The sequence below is a fragment of the Candidatus Ichthyocystis sparus genome (assembly GCF_900078745.1).
Lineage (GTDB): Bacteria > Pseudomonadota > Gammaproteobacteria > Burkholderiales > 2013Ark19i > Ichthyocystis > Ichthyocystis sparus.
The window spans coordinates 126342-150822 of sequence record NZ_FKII01000044.1; the positions used below are offsets into that span (position 1 = coordinate 126342).

Below are 24481 nucleotides of genomic sequence, written 5' to 3' on the forward strand. Positions count from 1 at the left end.
TTAGGCGCCGAATGATTCACATACCACATAGAAATTTCCTTGTAGATTGTCTAGTATCGAACATCCTGTTTTACATGGTTATAGGAAATGACCCCAAAAAACACTTTACTAATTATTACAGATCTCAATCCATCGCATAAGACTGGATTAGGCCTAGATATACGCATCACAACACAGCAAGGATGCAAATCTGTAAGCGTCCTAACTGGTATATATGCTGATAGGCCAAGCCTACACTATTGCTTAGATACGTACCAAGTTCTTCAGCAACTAGAATCGCTGAAGGATTGTGGTATAAACGCTATTAGGCTTGGTCTACTAAATTCGCATGAGATAGGATTACTCATTGGGCAAAAATTACAAAAAATGTTTTACGATGTACCAATTGTGATAGACGGACGAGCACTAATACCAAATGGCAAGAAATTCCTCGACTCACAAAAGGTCAGAAAATTCTGTCAATTTATCCTAAAAACAGTACAATTGCTTGTAATAGATGAGAAAAATCTTCCTAGATTATGTGCACATCTCTGTCCAAATATTATAGGAACAAATAATCAATTAGAGTCACTTATAAACTATGGATGCGAAACTGTTATGCTGGTCGAATGCCATGAAAACAAAGCTTCATATGTTCTATCTGATAAAAGAAACATCATCCATATGACTTCAGACAATCAGCTAACGATACCTGAGCAAGAAACAGCAACAACCATAGCTTGCCATATTGCCAATGGATTAGACGTAATGCAGGCACTAAGGAGTATGTCAATATACACGACACAAAAATTAGCAAAAGAATCATTGACATAGAAATCGCACCCCATAGAGTGCAATATCCTAGATATCGGTGTACGTTGTGTATACTTATTTTGTGTTTATACGCTTTAGTAATTAGCATATAAAAGGTTGGAGTCTGTGTAGTCACACCGTTTGTACACTAATTTACGACATAGAAACTAAAACTACACTCACATCCTACCATTGTCAAAATAGCAACAACACGATAATAGAATACCTGTCTTATAAACACAACGAGACTTACTGTGCTAGCTTCATTTATCAACACTGCATCTAAAAAAATCTATAGATTTAAAAAAATACGTATCCCCGTCATAGTGTTTATTATCGGAAACATAATAGCCTACACAAATTTCTATCTTTTTAGATACCAAGAAAGCACAAAACTCTACTTAGAAAATCTACAACAAATCAATATTGTTATAAATCAAATACATACAAACATCAGTGACCATTTTCACCTTATTACTTTCATCAACAAATTTATTGAAGAGTACGAAAACGTCTCTGCTCACGATATTAAAAAGATACTTAGAGTATATAGATATCGAAAAAAATTCATGGGATTAGAATATCTTGCATTCTTCAAAGATGGAAAACAGATCTGGGAAACTCATATACAGGGAGCAAAGCTAACAAGTAAACAACAATCTCTCATAAAGGAATTAGCATACAAAAACTCTAAAATCGGTAAAATAATACCGCTAGATACGAATAACGGAACCATAGCTGCGGTTTATCCGTTAAAAAGTGGGCCTGACCACAATGGAACTCTTGTAACTATTTTTAATTTATATAAGTTAGTACAGGAAAATAATAAAAAGGATCAAGTCTCAGTTGAGATTGACATTGAGGATTCGAAAAATAATTATAAAAATGTTCTTGATTATCCTAACCTTAAGGATGACGAATACTATGCCTACGATATATATAAAGCCCTAGGTAAAAAGTTCATATTCCGCTTTTTTATTACTCATGAGGAAAAAAAATCTTTAAGCTACTGGACTTTAGCATTCGGAGTGCTAATTGTATCGTTAGTATCGCTGCTAATTCACTCTATAACCAAGACTAAAAACATAGCAAAAAATATTGCAGAAAAAATAACCTGGCAACTACGAGTAAATGAGGAACGCTTGCGGGATGCACAAGCGATGGCTCACGTAGGTAATTTAGATATTTTATACAAAACAAACGAAATTATATGGAGTGATGAAGTATTTAATATATTTGGTATAAAGCCACCTGTGCCCTCACCGGAGAATCTACTAGAACTGGTAGATTCGGCTGACCGTAAAAAAGTGCGCTTTATCTTCAATGCCAAAAATATAGAAAAAAACTCTTTCGACTTAGAATTTCGTATTTTACGTAACCAAGAAATTAGGTGGGTGAGAACAAAACTTCATGCTATTCGTGATAACAATAATGATGTAGTAGGAATGAAGGGAGTAATTCTTGATATAACTGACTATAAAAAAATAGAAGAAAAAATAGAAAATTTTGCCTTTAAAGATCACCTAACTGGATTGCATAACAGAGCCTCAATAGAAGAAATTATGACTCGGGTCATGAACAACCCAGATACTGTATGGCCAGTTTGCATAATATTTGTTGACATTAACCAATTTAAGGTAGTTAACGACTCGTTTGGACACACCATTGGAGATATTTTAATAAAAATAATTTCTGATAGGCTGATGGGACTCAAAAAATCTGGAGATTATCTCGCAAGACTTACTGGAGATGAATTTATATTCTTCCTGACTCAAGTCCACAGTGTGGAAAATACAAAGTACTTTGCTGAACGTATTCTAAGTACTGTTAAGAAACCTGTAGAAATAGAAGGACATCAATTCCACGTTGCTTCTAGTATAGGTATTGCATTTGCTGAAAGTAATATAGGCGCATATGAGCTCCTAAGAAATGCTGACTTAGCAAAAGTAAATGCAAAAGAACAGGATAGAAATAACATACAGTTTTATATTAAGGAAATGTCTGAAGTTGCAACTAATAAATTACTTCTAGCGGAAAGAATTAGGCGTGGAATTCAACAAGATGAATTCGTTACATTCTATCAGTTACAAGTTGAGCTAAGCACCATGAAAGTCATAGGAGCAGAAGCACTGATACGATGGAATCATCCTGAAAGAGGAATCGTATCAGCAGTTGAATTCGTAGAAGTTGCTGAAACACAAGGACTAATAGGTGAAATAGGTGAGATTACACTAGAAAAAGCTTGTTCTGATGCTGTTAAGTGGCGCATGGAGGGACATCAAATATCCTTAGCCGTCAACATATCAGCTGAGCAATTCTCAACAAAGTCTTTAGTAGAAAAAGTAACTAATGTTTTATCGTCCAAAAATTTGCCAGCTCATGCCTTAGAAATAGAAATAACAGAAAGTGCGGCAATGAAAAACCCTGAAGATGCCACTGAGCTTATAAATGAACTAAAAGCTATTGGAGTCTCCATAGCCATAGACGACTTCGGCACAGGATACTCTTCTCTAGCTTATCTTAAACGTTTCGACATAGATTTTATAAAAATTGACAAATCATTCATTAAAGATCTGCCAAACAATATTGAGGATGCAACTATAGCGCGTGCTATATGCACTCTTGGGCATTCACTTAATTTACGCGTGATAGCAGAAGGAGTAGAATCCATGGATCAGGTAAATTTGCTACGTTCATGGAAAGTAGATGAAATACAGGGATATATAATTTCTAAACCGATACCATATGATGAATTCATCTTATTACTAAAAGAGGATTTCCTGCCAGATGGAACCTGGAAAAAATTTACTCCTACTTAAAACAACATCTGTTCGTAACAACTAAAATCGTAATTTGTTTTCGTTTCCATTTAAAAAACGGATAATATTGGATCGGTGCCTACTGATTATCAGTACCAAAGCACAAATATAAGACCCTATCAAGGGACTGATGGGCAGTCTGATAGCCAAAATAACTGCCATTAATATCAATCCAGATAAAGTAGATAGGAATGAATATCTAGTAATTACAATAATTAATGCCATAAGTGCTAACCCAATAGTTGCTGACAATGAATCAATGGCAAAAGTGGCTCCAATGAGGCAAGCAACCCCTTTTCCACCATGGAAAGAATTGAATACAGAAAAAATATGCCCAAGTATCACGCCTAACAACAGAATTGAAAAATCATATGGACATACAGGAAAATCCAAATATACGTGGTTAAGATGTGGTATACGCATTACAAAATAGGCCTTAGATATATCACCAATCAAAGTAAAAAACGCAATGTACTTACTTGCCCGAAAAACGTTGGTTGCACCTGCAGAGTGAGACCCATAGGAACGGGGGTCAGGAAGATTAAAAAATTTACTCAACACAATAGCAAACGAGAATGAACCCAACAGATAAGATACTAGAAATAAAAACAATGAGTTCTCTATACATAACATGTGCTATACCCTATAACTGTAAAATAACAAGACTAAATCAACCCCATATTCTATAATCTACTCAACACTTCTACTAATCTCGGTGGGCCATACATGTTCATTCACCCAAATATAGACCCTGTAGCGTTGCACCTAGGTCAAGTAAAGGTCTACTGGTACGGGATTATGTACTTCCTGGGCTTCCTATGTTTCATGCTCCTTTCCTACTACAGAAGAAATTTTCCACATTATCAATGGGTAAGTACAGAACTGATTGATACAATGGTTGTCTATGGTGTACTGGGTGTTGTAATAGGTGGGAGATTAGGAGAAATTATTTTGTACAGGCCCTTCCTATATTTAAATCATCCTTCTGAAATTATAAAAGTCTGGCATGGTGGAATGTCTTTTCATGGAGGATTAGCTGGTGTAATCATATCAGTAATAATTATGAGCTACCAACATAAGCTAGACTTTATTAGAACAATTGAATTTGTAGCACCTTCGGTAATACCCGGATATGCTCTAGGACGGATTGGAAATTTCATAAATTCGGAACTAATAGGAAAGCCGACGGAAGTACCATGGGCGGTCGTATTCCCGCATGTAGATTATGTTCCCCGCCACCCGTCGCAAATATATCAAGCTGGAATAGATGGGATATTATTCTTCATAATAATGTGGGCCTTCACCTTAAAGCCAAGGCCTAGGTGTGCAACCGCGGGACTGTACCTTGTAGTATATTCCTTGACCAGATCATTTACAGAAATATTCAGGGTGCCTGATGGAGTAATATCTGTGAAAGGCCTTGGTATTACTCTCTCCATGGGCCAATATTACTGCGTACCTATGTTCATTGGCGGAGTAGGCATGCTTATATATGCTTACTTTTTTCAACCTAAAGATCAAACAACAAATTGACCTTCTAGGCTATTTACCGATATTCCAAGTTGATCTAATTGTTCATCGCTAACAGCGCTTGGCGATCCGGTAAGAATACACTGCGCCTTTTGCGTCTTGGGAAACGCAATCACATCCCGTATAGAATCCTCTCCACAAATCATGGCAGAAATTCTATCAAGTCCAAAAGCAATACCCCCGTGTGGAGGTGTCCCGTAACGAAGAACATTCAGAAAAAATCCGAACTTATCATTAGCTTCATCGGAACTGATCCCCAAGACACGAAATACTTTTTCTTGAATAGCAGGATTATGTATACGCACTGACCCTCCGGCGATCTCTATCCCGTTAAGAACCAAATCATAGGCCTGAGACAAACATGAGTCTGGGTTATCAATATCATCTGCATTAATGGGAGCAGTAAAAGGATGATGCCTAGATAACACGTTACCTGAATCTCTATCTATTTCAAATAAGGGGAAATTAACCACCCACAGCGGATACCAACCATCATTAATTAAGCCTTTATCTTTAGATATTCGTACGCGCAAAGCCCCCAAGGCAGCGCAAACTATACTCTCATTATCAGCACCGAAAAATACCAGATCACCATCAACGACACCCGAACGTTCAATTAGCGTTTTCAAAAACAAGTCACTTAAATTTTTAACAATCGGAGATTGAAGACCATCACGTGATCCGGTTTTCAAAAAGCGAGAGACATCGTTAAATCTAATCCATGCGAGCCCCCTAGCACCGTACTGCATCACAAATTTGGTATAAGAATCAATTTCACCGCGACTTAGAAAAACTTCAGCTGGTACACGTAACGCAGCAACTCTACCTCTCTTGGAATTAGCTGCGCGTGAAAATACCTGAAAGTCCACATCCTTTGATACATCAGTCAGCTCAGTTAAAACTAGGGGAAGACGCAAATCCGGTTTATCTGTCCCATATTTGGACATAGCATATTTATAATCCATTGTAGGAATAGGTCCGGGAAGATCAATTCCCACCGATTTAAAAACTTCAAGCAAACAACACTCCATCAACTTCATTATTTCTTCCTGAGAAGAAAAAGACATCTCGACATCTATTTGAGTAAACTCTGGCTGACGATCGGCACGCAAATCCTCATCTCGAAAACATCGAGCTACCTGATAATAACGATCAAAGCCTGCCACCATAATCATCTGTTTAAACAGCTGTGGTGACTGAGGTAAAGCAAAAAATTCCCCGGCATGAACTCTAGAGGGTACCAAATAGTCACGAGCCCCTTCGGGGGTTGATCTGGTTAACAAAGGAGTTTCAATTTCAATAAAACCTCGATGATCAAAAAAGTGTCTAAAAGCACGTGTAACTAGGTAACGTGTAAACAAATTTCTCTGCATATCGGGACGACGAAGATCCAATACCCGGTAGCTCAAACGAACTACATCTGATATTTGATCATCAAAATGAAATGGTGGTGTCAAGGAGGAATTGATTATTTCCAAACTGGAGGCATGCACCTCTATTTCACCAGTTGAGAGCTGATCATTCACCGTTTCTGGGGTTCTACGAACAACAGCACCCAAAATACGTACAACGAATTCGCTACGCAAATCGTTTGCTCGCCTGAACATATCAGCATCCTGCGGATGAAACACGACCTGAACTAAACCTTCACGGTCCCTCAAGGAAACAAATAGAACTCCCCCGTGGTCTCTAACACTATGTACCCACCCACACAAAGAAACATCCGTACCAACATTATCTAAAGACAAAACACCACAATAATGAGACCGCACTAACATCTCCTAAAAGGAAAAACCATTAAATCAACTAATCGTTCTCATTAGTTTCAGGATTGACAGAACCCATTGATATGACATGTTTAAGCGCTTGTTCCACACTCAAAGGTAAAAATACAACCGAAGAAGAGGGAACAATCACCATATATCCAGACGTTGGATTTGGGGTGGTTGGAACAAATACGTTTAGATATCCCAATTCCACATTATTCAGAGAACTTGTAACGAGAGAAGAGGATTTACCAGTTACAAAGGCAATTGACTTACTTCCCAAAAAATCTACTAACACAACCTGACCAAAGTTAGTACTAGAATCAAGAAGCAAAGTATCACTAACCTGTTTCACACTTACGTAAATACGATTAACTATAGGAATCTTGCAAATAATAAGTTCCCCAAGTTCAACAAGGCGGCGCCCAACATAGTTTGAGGCAATAAGACCAGTAACAAACACTATGGCTATGCTGAAAAAAAAACCTATCCCGGCAATTTTGGAACCCAAAATATTCGAAGGTTGCCAAGACGATGGCAGATAGGAAATAAACCCGTCTAAGGTCATAACAACAAGCTTAACTATCCAGATGGTAATAATTACGGGCGCCCAAACCAACAAGCCGGTAAAAAAAACCTTTTTCAGCTTCATAAGTGTATCCTGCAGTATTATTATTTCGCCACTAAAAATTACTAACCTTCTGAGCCCGAGTTACTACTTGCACTGGCAACTGTAGGCTCGGCAGCACCAGCAGTGTTAACTTGCTTATCAGAGTCAATTTTCTTAACCACATCCCCACCTTGGGGAGAAGATGTACCCTCAACTACGCTGGAAGACTTAAAATCAGTAGCATACCAACCAGAACCTTTTAACTTAAACGATGGAGCAGAAACGAGGCGACAATAATCATTGGAAAGACACGAAGGACACTTTACAAAGTGTGGGTCAGACATTTTCTGCCAGTGGCTGCTCTTGTAACCACAATTTCGACAACAGTATGAATAAGTAGGCATTACGGCGTACCAAGTAATTAAAACACCTCCATAGATTACAACAGCCAACTCATTCAGTGAATATGGAGAATGTACGGATAGAAGTATTGTTTGTCTACAAAAAATATTGCAATCCACCCCATAAAAGCCAAGTATGGGCCAAACGGAATCTGCCAATGTAGGAATTTACCTTCTGTTTTAGAGCATCCTGGTTTATACGACAATAAGAAACATATAAATGAGATTAAAAGAGCTTCTATACATGCGCCAAAAACAACAAATGGAATAGATTTCCAGCCTAACCACGCCCCCAAAGCACACATAAGTTTAAAGTCACCAAAGCCAAAACCATGCTTCTTGGTTAACCAAAAAAAAATCCAATAGACCGACCACAAACAATAGTACCCAACAATTGATCCCCAAACAGAATCATGCAATGGAACAAAAACTGAGAAGCTATTTACAAGCAGGCCCATCATTAGCAACGGCCAGGTTATCTCATCTGGTAAAAGTTGGGTGTCAAAGTCTATCAATGCAGCAATTAGTAGGTAGAACCCCAAAACAGCAGAACATAAAAACTTAACTGTTGGACCAAAGCGAAAAAATGCCAAAAACATCAACAAAGCGCCAGATAGCTCAACTATGGGATAACGCCTAGATATGGGCTGTTTGCAAAAGAAACAACGCCCACTTAGATATATGTAGCTTAGTACCGGGACATTCTGCCACCAACTAATTTGGTGCAAACAGTTGGGACAGCAAGAGCGAGAAAACAAACTCCAATCACAAGGTTCCTCACTCTTGACACTATCAAGCTTCAGTATGGAACAGGCCTCCTCGCGCCAGCCTGCCATCAGCAGTTTAGGTAACCTATATACTACTGCGTTGGTCAGACTACCAAAAATCAATCCCCCAACAACCACCAATACCCAAAATACTTCTATGTTGCCATGAAAATAATCAACCATCTTTAACCAACGGCCGCTCCCATCTTAAATATCGGCATGTACATAGCTGAAATGATAAAGGCCACAGTACCTCCTAATACAAAGATAATAATCGGCTCTAGCAGAGAAGAAAGGTTCTTGACCATAACATCTACCTCATCTTCGTACATTTCAGCAACCTTTGAAAGCATCTCTTCCAACCGCCCTGACTCTTCTCCAATGGAAACAAACTGCATCATCAACTCTGGAAATACAGAACACGTTCTCATAGCAACACTCAAAGAGACACCCGAATGAACTTGTCTTATGAGATCAGCAGTATCATCATAAACTACGATATTGTCAGCAGAACGAGCGCTAAAATCAAGAGCATCCACCAAAGGCATACCTGCTTTAGTCATAGTAACCATGGTACGCAGCCACCTGGACAATACTGCCAATGTGATTATCTTACCAATAACAGGTACCTTGGCAATCTTTTTTTGGAAAAATCTCTGTAATAACAAGCTGCTACGGTATGTCCTTATAGTAAAAAAAATAAGACCAGCTAGTCCCACGGCCAGCTTAACCCCGTGTTTAATAATAAAATTAGAGGCATTAACAAGTATCTGCGTAAGCGCTGGGAGCTCTGCTCCCATATTTTCAAATATGTTCTGAAAAGATGGAATAACCCATACCATCATGACTATAATGACTATGATAGCTATACCAATAACAGATAAAGGATAGATTAAGGCTGTTTTCACTTGTGACTTCAACTTTGCAGATTTCTCAAGGTACACCGACAGCCTAGATAACATTTTCTCCAACATACCAGACTGTTCGCCTGCAGCCACCATGCTAATAAAAAGTTCATCAAATACATGCGGGGCATCGGAAAGGGCCTTGGCAAAACTTGAACCCTTCCTAACTTCCTGTGACAAATTATTAATAATATTTGCCATAGCTGCCTTTCTCTGGGAGCTGGCAATCATGTTTAGACTCTGCAATAAAGGAACCCCTGCTCTAAGCATAGTTGACAATTGGCCAGAAAAGGAAATTATGTCTTTTTGCTTTATTCGACCAGAGAAGCTCCTCTCACTGACCAACTTTACAGAGGTAACAAAGTAACCTTGCTTCTTCAGGTTCTCGATAGCATCACTTCGGGATTTGCTTCTTAACTGTCCAGAAACATACTCTCCCGTCTTATCTTTAGCCTTCCAAGAGAAAAGAAAGCTCTTACCAGACTTACTAGTGTCAGCCATATACATCCACCCTAATAATTTTTAGTGCCTTCATTTTTAGGCGTTTGTGGAGCTCAAAATCTCCTCCAGTGATGTTTCACCACGAGAAACCTTAAGCAGGCCTGAACGACGCAAATCATTTATTCCATCCAATTTTGCTTGCCCAGCAATCTCGGAAGTACCTCCGCCCTTTAAGATAATTTCCTCTATAGCGGGAGAAACAGGCATGACTTGATATACACCAGTTCTTCCCTTATACCCAGAGCCAGTGCATTTGTCACATCCCTTCGGTTGATATACCTGCAACCCATCAAGTTCTGACTCCAAAAAACCTGCATTTAACAAAACTTCCTTAGGAATATCAACAATATCCTTACAAAATTCACAAAGTTTCCTCACAAGCCTCTGTGCAGTAATCAAATGAACTGTGGAAGCGATATTGTACGTAGGTATTCCTATATTAATAAGGCGCGTAAGAGTACTTGGTGCATCGTTAGTATGTAGCGTAGATAAAACCAAGTGCCCAGTTTGAGCTGCTTTAATAGCCACCTCAGCCGTTTCTATATCACGAATCTCACCAACCATGATTATATCGGGATCTTGTCGCAAAAATGACTTCAAAGCCGAGGCGAATGTCAACCCAATCTTATTGTCTACATTTACCTGATTAACGCCTCTTAAATTAATTTCTGCCGGATCCTCTGCAGTTGAAATATTTACATCATCAGTATTAAGAATATTAAGACATGTATATAAGGATACCGTCTTACCACTTCCCGTAGGACCTGTAACCAAAACCATGCCATAAGGACGATGAATAGCCTCCAACAATATATCCCTTTGAGGTGGCTCATACCCTAAGGCATCAATACCTAAAGAAGCATTTGACGAATCAAGAATACGAATTACTATCTTTTCACCATGCAAAGTAGGCAATATGCTTATCCGCATGTCAACTTCTTTAGAATCACCCAAGACTATCCTAGAGCGCCCATCCTGTGGCAAGCGCTTCTCAGAAATATCCAATCTAGAAATGACCTTTATCCTAGAAGAAATAGAATCCTTTACAGCGAAAGGGGGAGTAGCAACTTCCTTCAACACCCCATCTCTACGAAAACGAACCCGATAGAACTCCTTGTAAGGTTCAAAGTGAATATCAGACGCTCCCTGTGAAATAGCATTCGTAATAACTTTTTGAATAAACCGTACTACTGGAGCCTCGTCAACATCAACAGACACAGATGATGTCGCATTATTATTTGACGAATCTTGAGCACCTGATACCTGAGAAAGCAGATCAATGGCCTCTTGGCTAGAAACAGCAGTACCACGATTGCTAGCACAAAGTGAGAAAAAATCTTGCAATTTCCAATACTCAACTACCACTATGTAAATCCTATAGGTAGTCTGAAAAGCAACATCCTTTATAAATTGATAGTCTGTAGGGTCATACACTGCTAACAACAATTGACCATCACGAACAACTAGCGGAAAGCATTTATTCTGGTCCTTAAAACAATTCATCTCTAGCAAATCATTTGAAATTTTCTCTCTGTTAAAGCTACTAATATCAAAAAGTGGATACCCTAGGCTTGACAGAAACGATGCAACTTGAGAAGAAATATCTGCATTAGACACCACAACCTGATGAATAAAAGTATTACCTTCTTTTTCAGCATTTTTTGTAGCCTCAATGGCATCGGACTTACTAATAATTTTTTTATTTATAAAGCTCTTAGCTAACCCAGACAATCTTTCCATGGATCACCGTTCCACAAATATTTATGTCACTGAACATCTTTTTTTATCGTCACTAATTAGTCTTAACCTTGCCAATCTAACGTATTTATCAGATACCTGAATCGTCTCAACAACAACATCGCCAATCCTGATGGAGACATCACCCTCAGGTAAATCCTTCAACTGTGAAAGAATCCACCCATTCAAGGTTTTTGCACCATCCAATGGAAAAGATAATAACAATCGCCGATTCAACTCCCTCAAACGAACAGCACCGTCCACGATAACAGAATTATCTTTACCCCATGTAACTGGCTGACCCAACGGCATGGGATTAGCACTAAGTTTGCCCATAATTTCATCAACAATATCATCAGCGGTCAAGATTCCCAAGACTTCACCATACTCATCAACTACTATGGCAAAGCGTTCATGAGTCTCAATAAAAAAACGCAATTGGTCCAAAGCTGAATTACTGCGAGGAACAAAACTTGCCCTTTGTGTGAGTTCTATTATTTTTTCATCCGTAACCGGCTCTCTTGGCCATAGACTCAAAATTCTCTTAACTGGCAATACACCTATAATCTCTTGATAGTTACCTCTGTACACCGGAAGACGGGAATGAAGGGCTGTGGTTACCTTCTTCATTATGGTTTCTATGGGCTGAGAAATATCAATATCTTCAATATTACGGCGAGCAACCATTAAATCTTCTACTGTAACCTCACTCAAAGTCGCTAAATTAAGAAGCATGTCCCTATGTTCAGAAACAATAAGACTGGAATACTCCATTAAAAAAACCTTAAGTTCCCCTCCAACCTCTGTACCTCTAGTCTTTACGTGATTGTCAGAACTACCTTTAAAAAAAGTCAGTGCATCAAAAATTGCCAAGAAGGTTCTAGAAATAACCCTAGTGATATAAATAATTGGGAAAAATAATTGAAAGAACAAGAGGATAAAAAAACTAATTCTAACAGCAATGTAATTAGCGAACCTGTTACCGATAACCTTAGGTATAATTTCAGCAAAAACAAGTATTACAAAGGCAGAAAAAACTGTCGTCATACCCAGCACAAACTGTTTTTGTCCAAAAATAGCCAGGCTTATCTTAGCTACTATTGTTGCTACGGCTGCATTGGCCAAATTGTTTCCAAGCAATATGGTTCCAAGCAAATAATCAACCTGCGATAACAACTTTATGGTACGAATGGCTCCTCTGTCTCCCCTCTCAGACAGTGCTTCAAGGCGATAACGATTAACGGACATCATACTAGTTTCAGCCATGGAAAAAAAACCAGATATTATGAGCAGAGCGGCAAGAAAAACTATTTGAGCACCATAAGAGTCGGAAAGCATATTGCCTTTTTAGGTATATTTTGTAAGCACACAAATAAAAGACTTGGCAGTATAGCAAACTACAGCAGGAATATATAATTCCTATCCAATACAGCAGGGAAAAGACAATCTATAAGCCGGGTTCTGTCTAGGACAACCATACATCTAGGATGGTTATTGCTAACCACCTCAAGCAACCTACCCACAAGCTCAGCGAGTAACCTCAGCGCCTGTCTATTTGGTCTTGCTCCAAGAGGGGTTTGCCTTGCCCTTGAATGTTACCACCAAGGCGGTGAGCTCTTACCCCACCATTTCACCCTTACCCCTAACCTAAAAAAGGTAAGAGGCGGTTTATTTTCTGTTGCACTTTCCGTCGTTTCACAACGCCCGGCCATTAGCCGGCTCTTTACTCTGTGGAGCCCGGACTTTCCTCCCTTAGTAAAAAACACCAAGAGCGGTTGCCCAACTGTCTTCTCCCAGTGCGAGTGTACCAAATGATAGGATATATACCAATGAGAATAAACTCTCTTTTATGGACAAATTTTATGCTTGTTATCATCCTATCTCTTTCCTGTATCGCAATCTCGGTAGCAATAACTGTGCTATTCGGACAAAAAAAATTCTACAAAGAAGGATATGAATCTAGGAGCTTAGAAATATCAAATCTGAAGTCTAAAGTTGAAAGCATTCAAAAAGAGCTTTCATTTTGTAGAGAGCAAATTGTAAAACACACGTCTACCGAGCAGCAGTTACAATTAAAAAATGCCCAGCTAACTGCAGAGCTGGATTGCCAAAAAAAACTATCAGAGGAAACTAAACTAGCACTATCTTCTACTAAACAATACTTACAAGATCACATGACTTTGGTAGCGCAATCTGTTATGAAAGAGTCGAGGCAAGAACTATCATCTGCTAATGAGAAAAATATTGTTGGCTATATAAATCCCTTGCAACAAAAAATAACTGCGCTCGAACAGTACATTAGTGAGGCATATCATAAGGAAAATAAGCAACGCTACGCACTACAGCAAGAAATTAATCGACTATTTGAGGCAACAATATCTGTAAGCAAGGATGCGCAAAACCTAGCTACAGCCCTGAAGGGAAATAATAAAGTACAGGGAAATTGGGGAGAAATGATTTTAGAAAACATTCTTACATCATCAGGACTTAGGAAGTCATACGAATATAAAACTCAAGTATCGCTAAAAAATGAAGAAAATGAGTATCTACGGCCAGACACTATAGTATACCTTCCCGATAACAAGCATATAGTAATAGACTCTAAGGTATCGCTAATAAGTTATCAAAAATCACTTGAGGATGAGGATAATAGCTCTCATTTTATAAATCAACACGTGCAGTGTATAAAGCAACACATAAAAAATCTGTCGCAAAAACATTACGACAAACTTAAGGAAGTGGAAACATTAAGTTTTGTAATATTGCTCATACCTATAGAGCCAGCTTTTATAGCAGCACTTACAAAAGAACCATCGCTTTTAGAAAATGCATCCCAAAAAAGAATAGCTCTTGCCAGTCCGTCCACTCTTATTCCTATTTTAAAAACTGTTAGCCTACTTTGGAAACACGAACAACAAAATAAAAATGCCTTAGAAATTGCGCAACATGGAGCACAACTGTATGATAAATGTGTCAACTTTATAGAATCTGTAGATGAAATGGAACAAAAAATTCAATCCCTATCTAAATGCCATGAAACTATGATGAACAGGTTATACAGGGGCAGAGGAAATTTGATATCTCATATAGAAAAAATGAAAAACATGGGAATAGAACCACGTAAAAGTATGAATCAAAATCATATCAACCGTGCTCATGAGGACTGTATAGATGTTGCCTCAATAAATGAAAAAACAACTTAGGCCCAAAACATATCATTGCACATGTCTGTGGTCTTATTTTAGCGATAACATCTCTATCAGACCCTACTTTTACAACAAATCTAGGCGACAATAATAATTTGGGCAACAATATAGCTCTGGTGACAGTGGTAACTCAACAAACCGGAAAACACAACCCCAGCACACAATGTAACTAAGAATATTATTGATATCTTGTTATAATGAAAGAAATTTCTACTCTATCCCCACCCAACAAAACGTGGTATAAAAATCACCTACTAGCAACTAATCCTACACTGGCTCCAAAGCTCAGCATTCGTTCTATGGGTAAAATCGCCCTCCGTGCAATTTCTTCATCCAAAAAAATCTCCGGCTGACCCTTCTCCAAGGCACTAGCCAATAAAGAAAGACTATTCATAGCCATCCATGGACAATGTGCACAGACCGTGCATGGACGATTTTCTCGCGAAGTAGGAGCAGGAATAAAAATCTTCTCAGGATTTTGTGCTCTCATTTTATATAGCAACCCAGCATCAGTAGCAACTATCATTTTCTTAGCACTTGTATCACGAGCGTAAGACAACAACTGCGTTGTTGATCCAACGCAATCAGCTAAAGACACAACACCAGTGGGAGATTCAGGATGTACCAATATCTTGACGTCTGGCTCCTCATTTTTCATCTTTTGCAGCTCTAAAAGTTGAAATTCGTCATGTACAACACAGGAAGCATTCCATATAACCATATTAATACCAGTTCGTTCGGATATATTACGTCCTAAGTGCCAATCAGGAGCAAAAACTATCTTCTTGTTTTGGGAATGCAAATGTTTAATAACTAGTTCAGCTATTGAGGAAGTTACAGTCCAATCACACATAGACTTTACTGCAGCACTAGTATTCGTATAACAGACAATTGTGTGATCACTGTATTTCTCGCAAAACAACTTGAACTCGTCAGGTGGGCAACCCTCATCCAGGCTGCAGGTCGCCTCCTTACTGAGAGTTAAAATCCTCTTGTTATACGATAAAATTTTGGCAGTTTCTGCCATAAAACGCACCCCAGCAACCACTAAGGTATCGGCAGGATGGTCGCGCCCAAAACGAGCCATCTCCAAAGAATCAGAAACGCAACCGCCAGTTTCCTCGGCCAAATCCTGTAAATCACCATCAACATAATAGTGAACAACCAACACAGCATTGCTCTTTTTTAGTAAATCGCGACAATGTTCCTTCAAGGCTACCTTATCAGGGTAATCATCTAGTAGTCGCAGAGGAATTGACATGGCTAACCCGAACTTGTAAAGAAAAATCAACGGCAACAATTGACTTAGTCAAAGCACCTATAGATATACGATCCACACCTGTTTCAGCATAAGAAGACACCGTATTTTCAGTAATGCCCCCAGACACCTCGAGAACAGCTCTCCCATCGTTAATTTTTACTGCTTCACGAACACAAGAAAGCTCCATATTATCTAACATAATCATATCTATACCGCAGCTCAAGGCTTCCCTTAATTGTTCTAAAGTATCAACCTCAATCATTACTGGAAACAAACCAGATGAATGAAACCTATGCTCCTTTTTTATTCTATTATATGCTTCCGTAACACCGCCAACTGCATTAATATGATTGTCCTTAATTAGTATCATATCGTACAAACCCGAGCGATGGTTTTCCCCTCCCCCACAACGAACAGCGTACTTCTGCGCCAATCTAAGGCCTGGTATAGTCTTTCTAGAGTCTAGTATTTGGCATTTAGTGTGTTTGACAAGGGACACAAATTTAGATGTTCTTGTGGCCACACCACTAAGCATCTGTAAAAAATTCAAAGCAACCCGCTCCGTAGAAAAAACTGACCGAGCACAGCCACAAACTTCAGCAACTATTGTCCCTGGAAGTATGGTATCGCCGTCATTAAAGAACCACTTAACCCTCACTGAAGGATCAACCTGAAAAAAAGAAGTGTCAAACCATTGCTGCCCGCACAAGGTAGCATGCTCATTAACAATAAGCTCCACGCAAACAACAGAACTACTAGAAACTAATATCGAGGTCAAATCCCCTTCTGAGCCCCAGTCCTCCATTAATGCCAAAGACACTTGATTATGTATTTCATGAGAAAATGGGAATCTTTTCATAACAGCATGGACCAAAAACTAGATACGGTATCCTATACGGGCAAATGTCACCACAAAATTGTTACTGCTCTATCCAAACTACACACCTATATACCAATATTTAGGTAGCAATACACAGAACGCGCCTTTAATGAAGGCCAAAAGTCCACATTTAGCAACTTAATACCGTGCTACAATGCAGGGGGTGATTTGAAGACCTGGAACAAATTTCTTGAACGATAAAGATTACCTCAAACAACAGGCAGCAACAGCAGTCCTAGAAATAATAGGAAAGAATTGCACAATTGGCGTAGGCACGGGATCTACGGTCGACTTCTTCATTGAATTACTTAACAAATCTGGGCTAGAAGTGTCTGGGGTTGTCCCGAGCTCTGTTAGAACTAGAAAAAATCTGGAAATAGCCAATCTACCTGTCACAAGCCCCAACAGTGTATCAGAATTAGATTACTACATTGATGGTGCAGATGAAGTCATGGAAAATGGATTCATGCTCAAAGGTGGTGGTGGAGCCTTAACTGGAGAAAAAATAGTATCTCAATTGGCTCGTACTTTTATTTGCATCGCGGATTACTCAAAAAAAGTATCATTTTTGGGAAGAGGTCAGTCTCCTGTTACACTTGAGGTAATTTCAATTGCGCGTTCCTATGTATCTCGCGAGATTGTTAAAATGGGTGGATCTCCTCGTTGGAGGGAAACCGAGAAGACGGATTATGGCAATGATCTTATAGATGTTTTTGACTTACCTATAGACAGTGCAACTGAATGGGAGTCCAAGCTGTCACAGATAATGGGAGTTGTATGCTGCGGTATATTTGCAAAAAACAGGGCTCACATAGTTATACTGTCGTACCCTGATAGTGTTTCCATAATCCACACATAGATTAACCTAGGAGGGCCCTGCTATCCATGGATAGCCATCACGTCAATAAACAATTCGATGCGGAACTAACTAAGTTACGCCAGAGAATACTAGAGATGGGTCGCTTGGTACAAGAGCAAATAGCTGATGCAATTTCCGGCTTTGCAGATGCAGATTTGGAAAAGCTCAACAAGGTAGTAGACACCGACTCCGTAGTCAATAACATACACGTAGAAATAGACGAGGAATGTAGCCAAATCATTGCCCGACGGCAACCTAAGGCAAACGACCTTAGGTACGTAATGGCAGCGGCGAAGATGGTTACAGACCTGGAGAGAATAGGTGATGAAGCAAAAAAAATAGCTCTTAAAGCTCGGCTTGTGATACTCAGACAAGAAGAAAAGCAGCTTCCATTACCCAAAGTTGGACTAAGACCATCAGCGGAGATTGCTCTAGGCATGATAGCCCTTTCTATGGATGCGTTTGCATCTTTAGATACAAAAATGGTATTTACCATCGCCCGTGAAGACAAGCGTGTAGATAGAGAGTTTCGTGGAATAATTAGGCAACTTGTAACTTTCATGCTAGAAGACACCAGATATATTTCCAATGCGATGGAAATTCTGTTAATAGCTAAGGCCATAGAGAGAATTGGCGATCATGCCAAAAACATGGCCGAGTACATAATTTACATTGTGGAAGGTCGTGATATTCGTCATGTACAAATAATTGAGCCAGATGACGAGATTGAACTGGACGACATGAGTTAGAATTGCCAAGGTACCCGTTCTTTCAGTAGGAGTTTATTACTATGTTATTGCCAATGAAGGTGCTGTTGGATCATGCAGCAGAGTTCCAGTATGGCATTCCGGCGTTCAACGTGAACAATTTAGAACAAATACAGGCAATTATGCGAGCTGCTGCTAAAACCAACAGCCCTGTCATACTACAAGCATCTGCCGGCGCAAGAAAATATGCCGGAGAGATTTTTTTGAAGTACTTATTTGAATCTGCCATTCAGGCTTACCACAAAATACCTGTTGCTATTCATCAAGATCATGGACAAACACCTGCAGTTTGCATGGGAGCCATACGTATGGGATTCAGCTCTGTGATGATGGATGGATCTTTGCGTGAGGATGGAAAAACTCCAGCAAGCTACGAATATAACGTGGAAGTGACTAGGAAGGTTGTGGAATTCGCTCATGCTGTTGGAATAACAGTAGAAGGAGAGCTTGGTTGTTTAGGCTCACTTGAAACGGGAACTGCTGGCAGTGAAGATGGTATAGGAGCAGAAGGAATCATTAAAGGAGAGGATCTTCTAACTGATCCTAATCAGGCAGCTGACTTTGTTGACAAAACTGGCATAGATGCATTAGCAATTGCTATTGGCACATCTCATGGGGCGTACAAGTTCACTAGAAAACCAACCAACGATATCTTGGACATTGAACGTATAAAGGATATCCATAAACGTATTCCTAACACACACTTGGTAATGCACGGTGCTTCTTCAGTCCCTCAGGAACTTTTGGATGAGATTCGTTCCTTTGGCGGCACAATACCTGAAACATATGGTGTACCTGTTGAACAAATTGTTATAGCTATAAAAAATGGTGTTCGTAAGATAAACATCGACACGGACATCAGGTTAGCTATGACTGCTGGTATTAGAATGTCTCTTTATAAAAATCCTGAAAATTTTGATCCTAGAGTTTATTTAAAGGAAGCCATAGTTGGTGCTGAGAAAGTATGTTGTAACCGCTATGAAAGTTTTGGATGTGCTGGCATGGCTAGCAAAATACGAGAAACATCCTTTGAAGAAATGGCTTCTAGATACTTGTAAGAACAACTGGAACCGAAGGAAAATCTTCTTAGTGAATAATGTTTACGAAACCCACCTATCCGGTCTTGCTATTGTAAACAGAGGTAAAGTCAGAGATCTATATGCAATAAATAGTGACTCCTTGTTAATGGTAACTAGTGATCGATTATCTGCTTTTGATAGAGTTTTTCGTTACCCAGTTCCTGGTAAAGGAATTATACTAACTGATATATCTAACTTTTGGTTTAGCAAGATAGGTCATGTTGTTCCGCACCATTTGCTTCCCGTTGATCCCGAATCTATAGTCTCTATGGAAGAGGATAGGAGGGCGATACATAGACGTGCTGTTGTGGTTAAGCGTCTAACGCCAATTCCGATAGAGTCAGTAGTTAGGGGGCATTTAGCTGGAAGCGGCTGGAATGATTACAAAAGGACGGGAAAAGTTAGTGATATCTCTCTTCCTCCGGGTATCGTTCCTTCAAAACCTCTACTTGAGCCTATCTGGACTCCTTTCATCAAGGCCTCAAATAGTGGTCATGACCAAATCTGCTCTTTTGACTATGTAGCAAATCTTGTGGGAAAAGACATAGCTGAAAAAATGCGTAGTATATCAATCGACATATACAAGCTGGCATATGACTATGCCCTGGATAAAGAGCTTATACTGGTAGATACTAAAATGGAATTCGGCTTAGATAAAGACGGTACTCTCTACATAATGGATGAACTTTTAACACCTGATTCATCAAGGTACTGGAGGCGTGATAGCATTATCAATGGCAGTGATACTCCTTTTTCCCTTGATAAGCAGTATATTCGCGACTACTGGCGAAAAATGTCGTATCATCCGGATTGCCAGGAGTTGCCGGACGTCCCCAGTTACGTTATTGATGAGCTTCGCAGACGTTATGATGAGGTACATGGATTAATATTGGGATATCGTGCCGTTTAACCTTAAAAACTTATTCGTAAAGGTTGTTATGGAACAATTTCATGGAACGACTATTGTTTCTGTTCGTAGAGGGGATAGTGTTTGCATCGGCGGAGATGGTCAGGTTACTTTAGGAAGCAGTGTGATTAAGGGATCTGCAAATAAGATTCGTCGACTTTATCATGGTCGTGTCCTGGCGGGGTTTGCTGGAGCAACCGCCGATGCTTTTGCCCTATTTGAGCGCTTCGAAGCTATGCTGAAAAAACACCAGGGTCATCTTATGCGATCTGCTGTCCAATTGGCTAAAGATTGGCGTAGTGATGGTGGATTGCGCAAATTGGAAGCTATGTTAGCTGTAGCAAGCAAGGAGAACTCTGTCATCATAACTGGAACAGGGGACGTACTAGAACCGGAGTACGGCATAATAGCCATCGGCAGTGGCGGTAATTTTGCCCACTCTGCTGCTCGTGCCCTATTAGAACACACGGAATATGATGTAGAGAAAATAGTAAGTATTTCTCTTGGTATTGCTGGGGATTTGTGTATATACACGAACCAGCACCACACCATAGAAAAACTTTAGTAAAAATTGTAACTGTTACTTGAAAATAGGACTGTATGTATGTCTTCAATGAAGCCAAGCGAAATTGTTCAAGAGCTGGATAAGCATATTGTTGGTCAACAAAAAGCCAAGCGTGCTGTTGCTGTGGCTTTAAGGTCGCGCTGGCGCAGGCAACAGGTACCGGACCCACTTCGTCAAGAAATCACGCCCAAGAACATCCTGATGATAGGGCCGACTGGGGTAGGTAAAACAGAGATAGCTCGTCGTTTGGCAAAAATGTCTGGGGCCCCGTTCATCAAAGTCGAGGCAACAAAATTCACTGAGGTAGGTTACGTTGGTCGTGACGTGGAGACCATAATACGTGATCTAGTGGAAGTTGCCATAAAGCAGGAACGCGAGCGTACTATCATAAAGAATAACATAAGAGCGACAGAAGCTGCGGAAAAGAAGATTTTGTCAATCCTAATAGCATCTGCCAGGGCTTCTTATGACATAGCTGATTTTGAAGATGAGGAGCAAAAGAAGCAGTCTGAGCTCTCTGAAAAGGAGTGGCTAGAAAAGCTTCGTAATAACGAACTGGACAATGAGGATATTGAGCTTGAGCTGTCTGGCAATAATCAGGCAATGGAGATATTCGCTCCTCCGGGAATGGAGGAGTTGACTGGCCAGATACAAAGTATGTTCCAGTCTGTTGTGAGTCAGCAGAAAAAACGCAGAAAAATGAAGGTTAGCGAGGCTCGTAAGTTGTTGGCTGATGAAGAGGCTGGACGTCTTGTAAACGAGGAGGAAGTTAAGAAAGATGCTCTTTATAATGTAGAGCATAACGGCATAGTTTTCATAGATGAGATTGATAAGATCACTATCCGCAACGCTACACAAAATGCTGATGTATCGAGGCAGGGTGTGCAGCGTGATCTTCTACCATTGGTTGAGGGTACCATTGTGACTACAAAGTATGGAATGATTAAGACGGATCATATTTTGTTTATTGCCAGTGGAGCTTTTCACTTATCAAAACCCTCCGACATGATACCGGAGTTACAGGGTCGTTTCCCTGTGCAGGTTGAGTTAGAAAAGCTCACGGTTGATGACTTTGTGCAGATATTATCTCAGACCAACAACTGTCTTACCAAACAGTACGTAGCCTTGCTTAAGACAGAGGGTGTGGATCTGCATTTTACTGAGGATGGTGTACGAAAAATTTCTGAAATAGCATATGACATGAATGAATCTGTAGAGAATATAGGCGCACGCCGCTTGTACACCGTAGTAGAAAAGATGTTGGAGGATATTTCGTTCCTCGGTTCTGAGAGTATAGAAAAAGAAAAAAACATAGATTCCAAGTACGTATCAGAGCATCTATCTGACCTCAAGGAAGGAGAAGACTTCCAGCAGTACATAATATAGTAGCTTACTCCTATCAAGGTAGCTGGTGTCTCCCACCAGCTACTTTTGCTCTCAGTTCGTAACTGCACTGTTCTCCACAGAATCCACATATTCGTCATATGTCCCCAAGTAGTCCTTTATTTTATTATTAGAAAATGCCCATATGCGAGTTGCAACGGAGGATATGAATTGGCGATCGTGGGATACAAATATTACTGTACCTGTATAAAGCTCCAATGCATAATTTAGTGACTCTATAGATTCCATATCCATGTGGTTAGTCGGCTCATCTAGCAACAGCACATTTGGCTTGGTTAGCATCAAGCGCCCATACAGGGCCCTTCCTCTTTCACCACCGGACAAAACTCCAACCTTTTTATGAACATCATCACCAGAAAATAAAAGTTTACCCAAGGTAGCACGCACTATCTGATCATCTTCTTTTTCAGGCTTATATGACATTACCCATTCAAAAAGAGTAATGTCTTTCTGAAAAATATCACCATGGTCTTGGGGGTAGTAACCTAAATTAGTTTGATTTGACCAAGATACAGTCCCGCTGTCTGGTACCAAATCGCCGACCAATATCTTAAGCAAAGTACTCTTACCAACACCATTTGTACCTACAATCGCGATTTTCTCTCCTGCGTGTACATTTGCCCCGAAACCTCCAAACAAATAGTTATCTGAAAAACTTTTAGACAATGATCTAACTTCCAACACCGTCCTATGCATAGTTTTGCCAACTTCAAAACGTATGAATGGATTTTGGCGTGAAGAAGGTTTAACATCTTCTACTTTAATCTTTTCAATTTGTTTGAGACGCGATGTAGCCTGTTTTGATTTTGATTTGTTAGCAGAAAATCTCCTCACAAATTCCTGTAATTGAGTAATCTTTTCCTTTGCTCGTGCCTGCTCTGACAGTTGCTGGGTGCGAGCCAGAGTAGAGGCTTCCATATAGTCATCATAATTTCCTGGGTACACCCTTATAGTTCTATAATCTAAATCAGCAATATGTGTGCAAACAGCATTCAAAAAATGTCGGTCATGAGAAATAATAACCATGGTTGATTGGCGCGTGTTTAACACGTCCTCCAACCATTTAATGGTGTAAATATCTAAGTTATTCGTTGGTTCATCTAGCAAAAGTATATCTGGATCAGCAAATAACGCCTGAGCCAACAAAATGCGCAGCTTAAACCCAGGAGCAATCTCCTTCATTTCCTTTTCATGATCTTCTATAACAATACCAACGCCAGACAGAAGTTCTGCAGCACGAGCGTTGGCTGTGTACCCGTCTAACTCAGCAAAACGTGCTTCTAAATTACCAGCACGTATATAATCATCATCTGTAGAGTCTGGGGAAGAGTATATGGCATCCTTTTCATTCATAACTGCCCACAACTCTTCATGTCCTTGCACAACTACATCGATAACTTTTTGATCATCAAAAGCAAACTGATCCTGTCGTAAAATACTAACTCTCTCATGCTGTCCATGCGATACCTCACCCCGAGTCGGATCAAGCAAGCCACCCAAGACTTTCATAAAGGTGGATTTACCGGAACCGTTAGCACCAATCAAGCCGTATCTATTACCCTCTCCGAGTTTTACGGAAACATTCTCAAACAGCGGCTTCGCACCAAATTGAACTGTTACACCTGACGCAATCAGCGGCACACTAATACCTTTCCCTAAAAAATAAGAAGAAACCTGCTCCCAAAAGCATATCTTACAGCACGGCCACAAAAGCAATGATATCCT

The 24481-nt window shown here is 39.8% G+C and carries 21 protein-coding genes and 1 other RNA gene; 10 read left to right on the forward strand and 12 right to left on the reverse strand.

What is annotated here, in order from left to right:
• The first annotated feature begins 87 nt into the window (after positions 1-87).
• Together A6733_RS01980 and A6733_RS01985 are read left to right on the forward strand one after the other, a co-directional pair.
• Positions 88-813, forward strand: a complete 726-nt coding sequence (locus A6733_RS01980) for a bifunctional hydroxymethylpyrimidine kinase/phosphomethylpyrimidine kinase (RefSeq protein WP_092401793.1) — start codon at positions 88-90, stop codon at positions 811-813.
• 233 nt (positions 814-1046) lie between these two features.
• Entirely contained in the window at positions 1047-3611 is a 2565-nt protein-coding gene (locus A6733_RS01985) for an EAL domain-containing protein (protein WP_092460325.1), read from the forward strand.
• 21 nt (positions 3612-3632) lie between these two features.
• On the opposite strand, the gene A6733_RS09850 is transcribed toward A6733_RS01985, so the two are convergent.
• Positions 3633-4244 carry a glycerol-3-phosphate acyltransferase gene (locus tag A6733_RS09850; protein WP_092401787.1) on the reverse strand — a complete coding sequence of 204 codons (612 nt, stop codon included), beginning with the start codon at positions 4242-4244 and terminating at the stop codon, positions 3633-3635.
• A 93-nt stretch (positions 4245-4337) separates the two neighbouring features.
• Between A6733_RS09850 and lgt the strand changes: the two genes are divergently transcribed.
• On the forward strand, positions 4338-5144 hold the full coding sequence (gene lgt / locus A6733_RS01995; RefSeq protein ID WP_092401784.1) for a prolipoprotein diacylglyceryl transferase: 807 nt from the start codon (positions 4338-4340) through the stop codon (positions 5142-5144).
• Here the strand turns inward: lgt and aspS are convergent.
• The 8 genes from aspS to rnpB all read right to left on the reverse strand — a co-directional run bounded on the left by aspS (position 5129) and on the right by rnpB (position 13619).
• On the reverse strand, positions 5129-6919 hold the full coding sequence (gene aspS / locus A6733_RS02000) for an aspartate--tRNA ligase (protein ID WP_092401781.1): 1791 nt from the start codon (positions 6917-6919) through the stop codon (positions 5129-5131). The genes lgt and aspS overlap by 16 nt on opposite strands.
• A 28-nt stretch (positions 6920-6947) precedes the next feature.
• Positions 6948-7559, reverse strand: coding sequence for a DUF502 domain-containing protein (locus A6733_RS02005; RefSeq protein ID WP_092401778.1), 612 nt, complete (start codon positions 7557-7559; stop codon positions 6948-6950).
• Between the two features lie 41 nt (positions 7560-7600).
• Positions 7601-7921 (reverse strand): FmdB family zinc ribbon protein, encoded by a 321-nt coding sequence (locus tag A6733_RS02010; protein ID WP_092401775.1) that lies wholly within the window; start codon positions 7919-7921, stop codon positions 7601-7603.
• Positions 7922-7974: 53 nt separating this feature from the next.
• On the reverse strand, positions 7975-8868 hold the full coding sequence (locus A6733_RS02015) for a prepilin peptidase (protein WP_092401772.1): 894 nt from the start codon (positions 8866-8868) through the stop codon (positions 7975-7977).
• 2 nt (positions 8869-8870) lie between these two features.
• Positions 8871-10091: a type II secretion system F family protein gene (locus A6733_RS02020; RefSeq protein WP_175330482.1), complete on the reverse strand. Its 1221-nt coding sequence runs from the start codon at positions 10089-10091 to the stop codon at positions 8871-8873.
• Positions 10092-10127: 36 nt separating this feature from the next.
• Entirely contained in the window at positions 10128-11831 is a 1704-nt protein-coding gene (gene pilB / locus A6733_RS02025; protein ID WP_092401766.1) for a type IV-A pilus assembly ATPase PilB, read from the reverse strand.
• A gap of 21 nt (positions 11832-11852) precedes the next feature.
• On the reverse strand, positions 11853-13166 hold the full coding sequence (locus tag A6733_RS02030; protein ID WP_092401762.1) for a CNNM domain-containing protein: 1314 nt from the start codon (positions 13164-13166) through the stop codon (positions 11853-11855).
• A gap of 96 nt (positions 13167-13262) precedes the next feature.
• An RNA gene (gene rnpB, locus A6733_RS02035) (RNase P RNA component class A) lies at positions 13263-13619 on the reverse strand.
• A gap of 38 nt (positions 13620-13657) precedes the next feature.
• Between rnpB and A6733_RS02040 the strand changes: the two genes are divergently transcribed.
• Positions 13658-15031, forward strand: coding sequence for a DNA recombination protein RmuC (locus A6733_RS02040; RefSeq protein ID WP_175330483.1), 1374 nt, complete (start codon positions 13658-13660; stop codon positions 15029-15031).
• Positions 15032-15281: 250 nt separating this feature from the next.
• On the opposite strand, the gene nadA is transcribed toward A6733_RS02040, so the two are convergent.
• Both nadA and nadC read right to left on the reverse strand, forming a co-directional pair.
• Entirely contained in the window at positions 15282-16295 is a 1014-nt protein-coding gene (gene nadA / locus A6733_RS02045) for a quinolinate synthase NadA (RefSeq protein WP_092401758.1), read from the reverse strand.
• The gene (gene nadC, locus A6733_RS02050) at positions 16267-17154 is read right to left on the reverse strand and encodes a carboxylating nicotinate-nucleotide diphosphorylase (RefSeq protein ID WP_092401755.1); all 888 of its coding nucleotides are present in this window, start codon (positions 17152-17154) and stop codon (positions 16267-16269) included. The genes nadA and nadC overlap by 29 nt, the downstream gene beginning before the upstream one ends.
• 211 nt (positions 17155-17365) lie before the next feature.
• On the opposite strand from nadC, the gene rpiA reads away from it, so the two are divergent.
• From rpiA to hslU, 6 genes are read left to right on the forward strand one after another with little or no spacing between them, the layout of a single operon-like run.
• A complete protein-coding gene (gene rpiA / locus A6733_RS02055; protein WP_092401752.1) occupies positions 17366-18034 on the forward strand; it encodes a ribose-5-phosphate isomerase RpiA in 669 nt (222 codons plus the stop codon).
• Positions 18035-18060: 26 nt separating this feature from the next.
• Positions 18061-18783: a phosphate signaling complex protein PhoU gene (gene phoU, locus A6733_RS02060; RefSeq protein ID WP_092401749.1), complete on the forward strand. Its 723-nt coding sequence runs from the start codon at positions 18061-18063 to the stop codon at positions 18781-18783.
• A gap of 41 nt (positions 18784-18824) precedes the next feature.
• The gene (gene fba, locus A6733_RS02065) at positions 18825-19859 is read left to right on the forward strand and encodes a class II fructose-bisphosphate aldolase (protein WP_242641475.1); all 1035 of its coding nucleotides are present in this window, start codon (positions 18825-18827) and stop codon (positions 19857-19859) included.
• 31 nt (positions 19860-19890) lie between these two features.
• On the forward strand, positions 19891-20790 hold the full coding sequence (locus A6733_RS02070; protein ID WP_175330484.1) for a phosphoribosylaminoimidazolesuccinocarboxamide synthase: 900 nt from the start codon (positions 19891-19893) through the stop codon (positions 20788-20790).
• A gap of 28 nt (positions 20791-20818) precedes the next feature.
• Positions 20819-21352, forward strand: a complete 534-nt coding sequence (gene hslV / locus A6733_RS02075) for an ATP-dependent protease subunit HslV (protein WP_092401743.1) — start codon at positions 20819-20821, stop codon at positions 21350-21352.
• A 39-nt stretch (positions 21353-21391) separates the two neighbouring features.
• A complete protein-coding gene (gene hslU, locus A6733_RS02080) occupies positions 21392-22738 on the forward strand; it encodes an ATP-dependent protease ATPase subunit HslU (RefSeq protein ID WP_092401740.1) in 1347 nt (448 codons plus the stop codon).
• 51 nt (positions 22739-22789) lie between these two features.
• On the opposite strand, the gene A6733_RS02085 is transcribed toward hslU, so the two are convergent.
• A complete protein-coding gene (locus tag A6733_RS02085; protein WP_242641586.1) occupies positions 22790-24397 on the reverse strand; it encodes an ABC-F family ATPase in 1608 nt (535 codons plus the stop codon).
• Positions 24398-24481 lie beyond the last annotated feature (84 nt).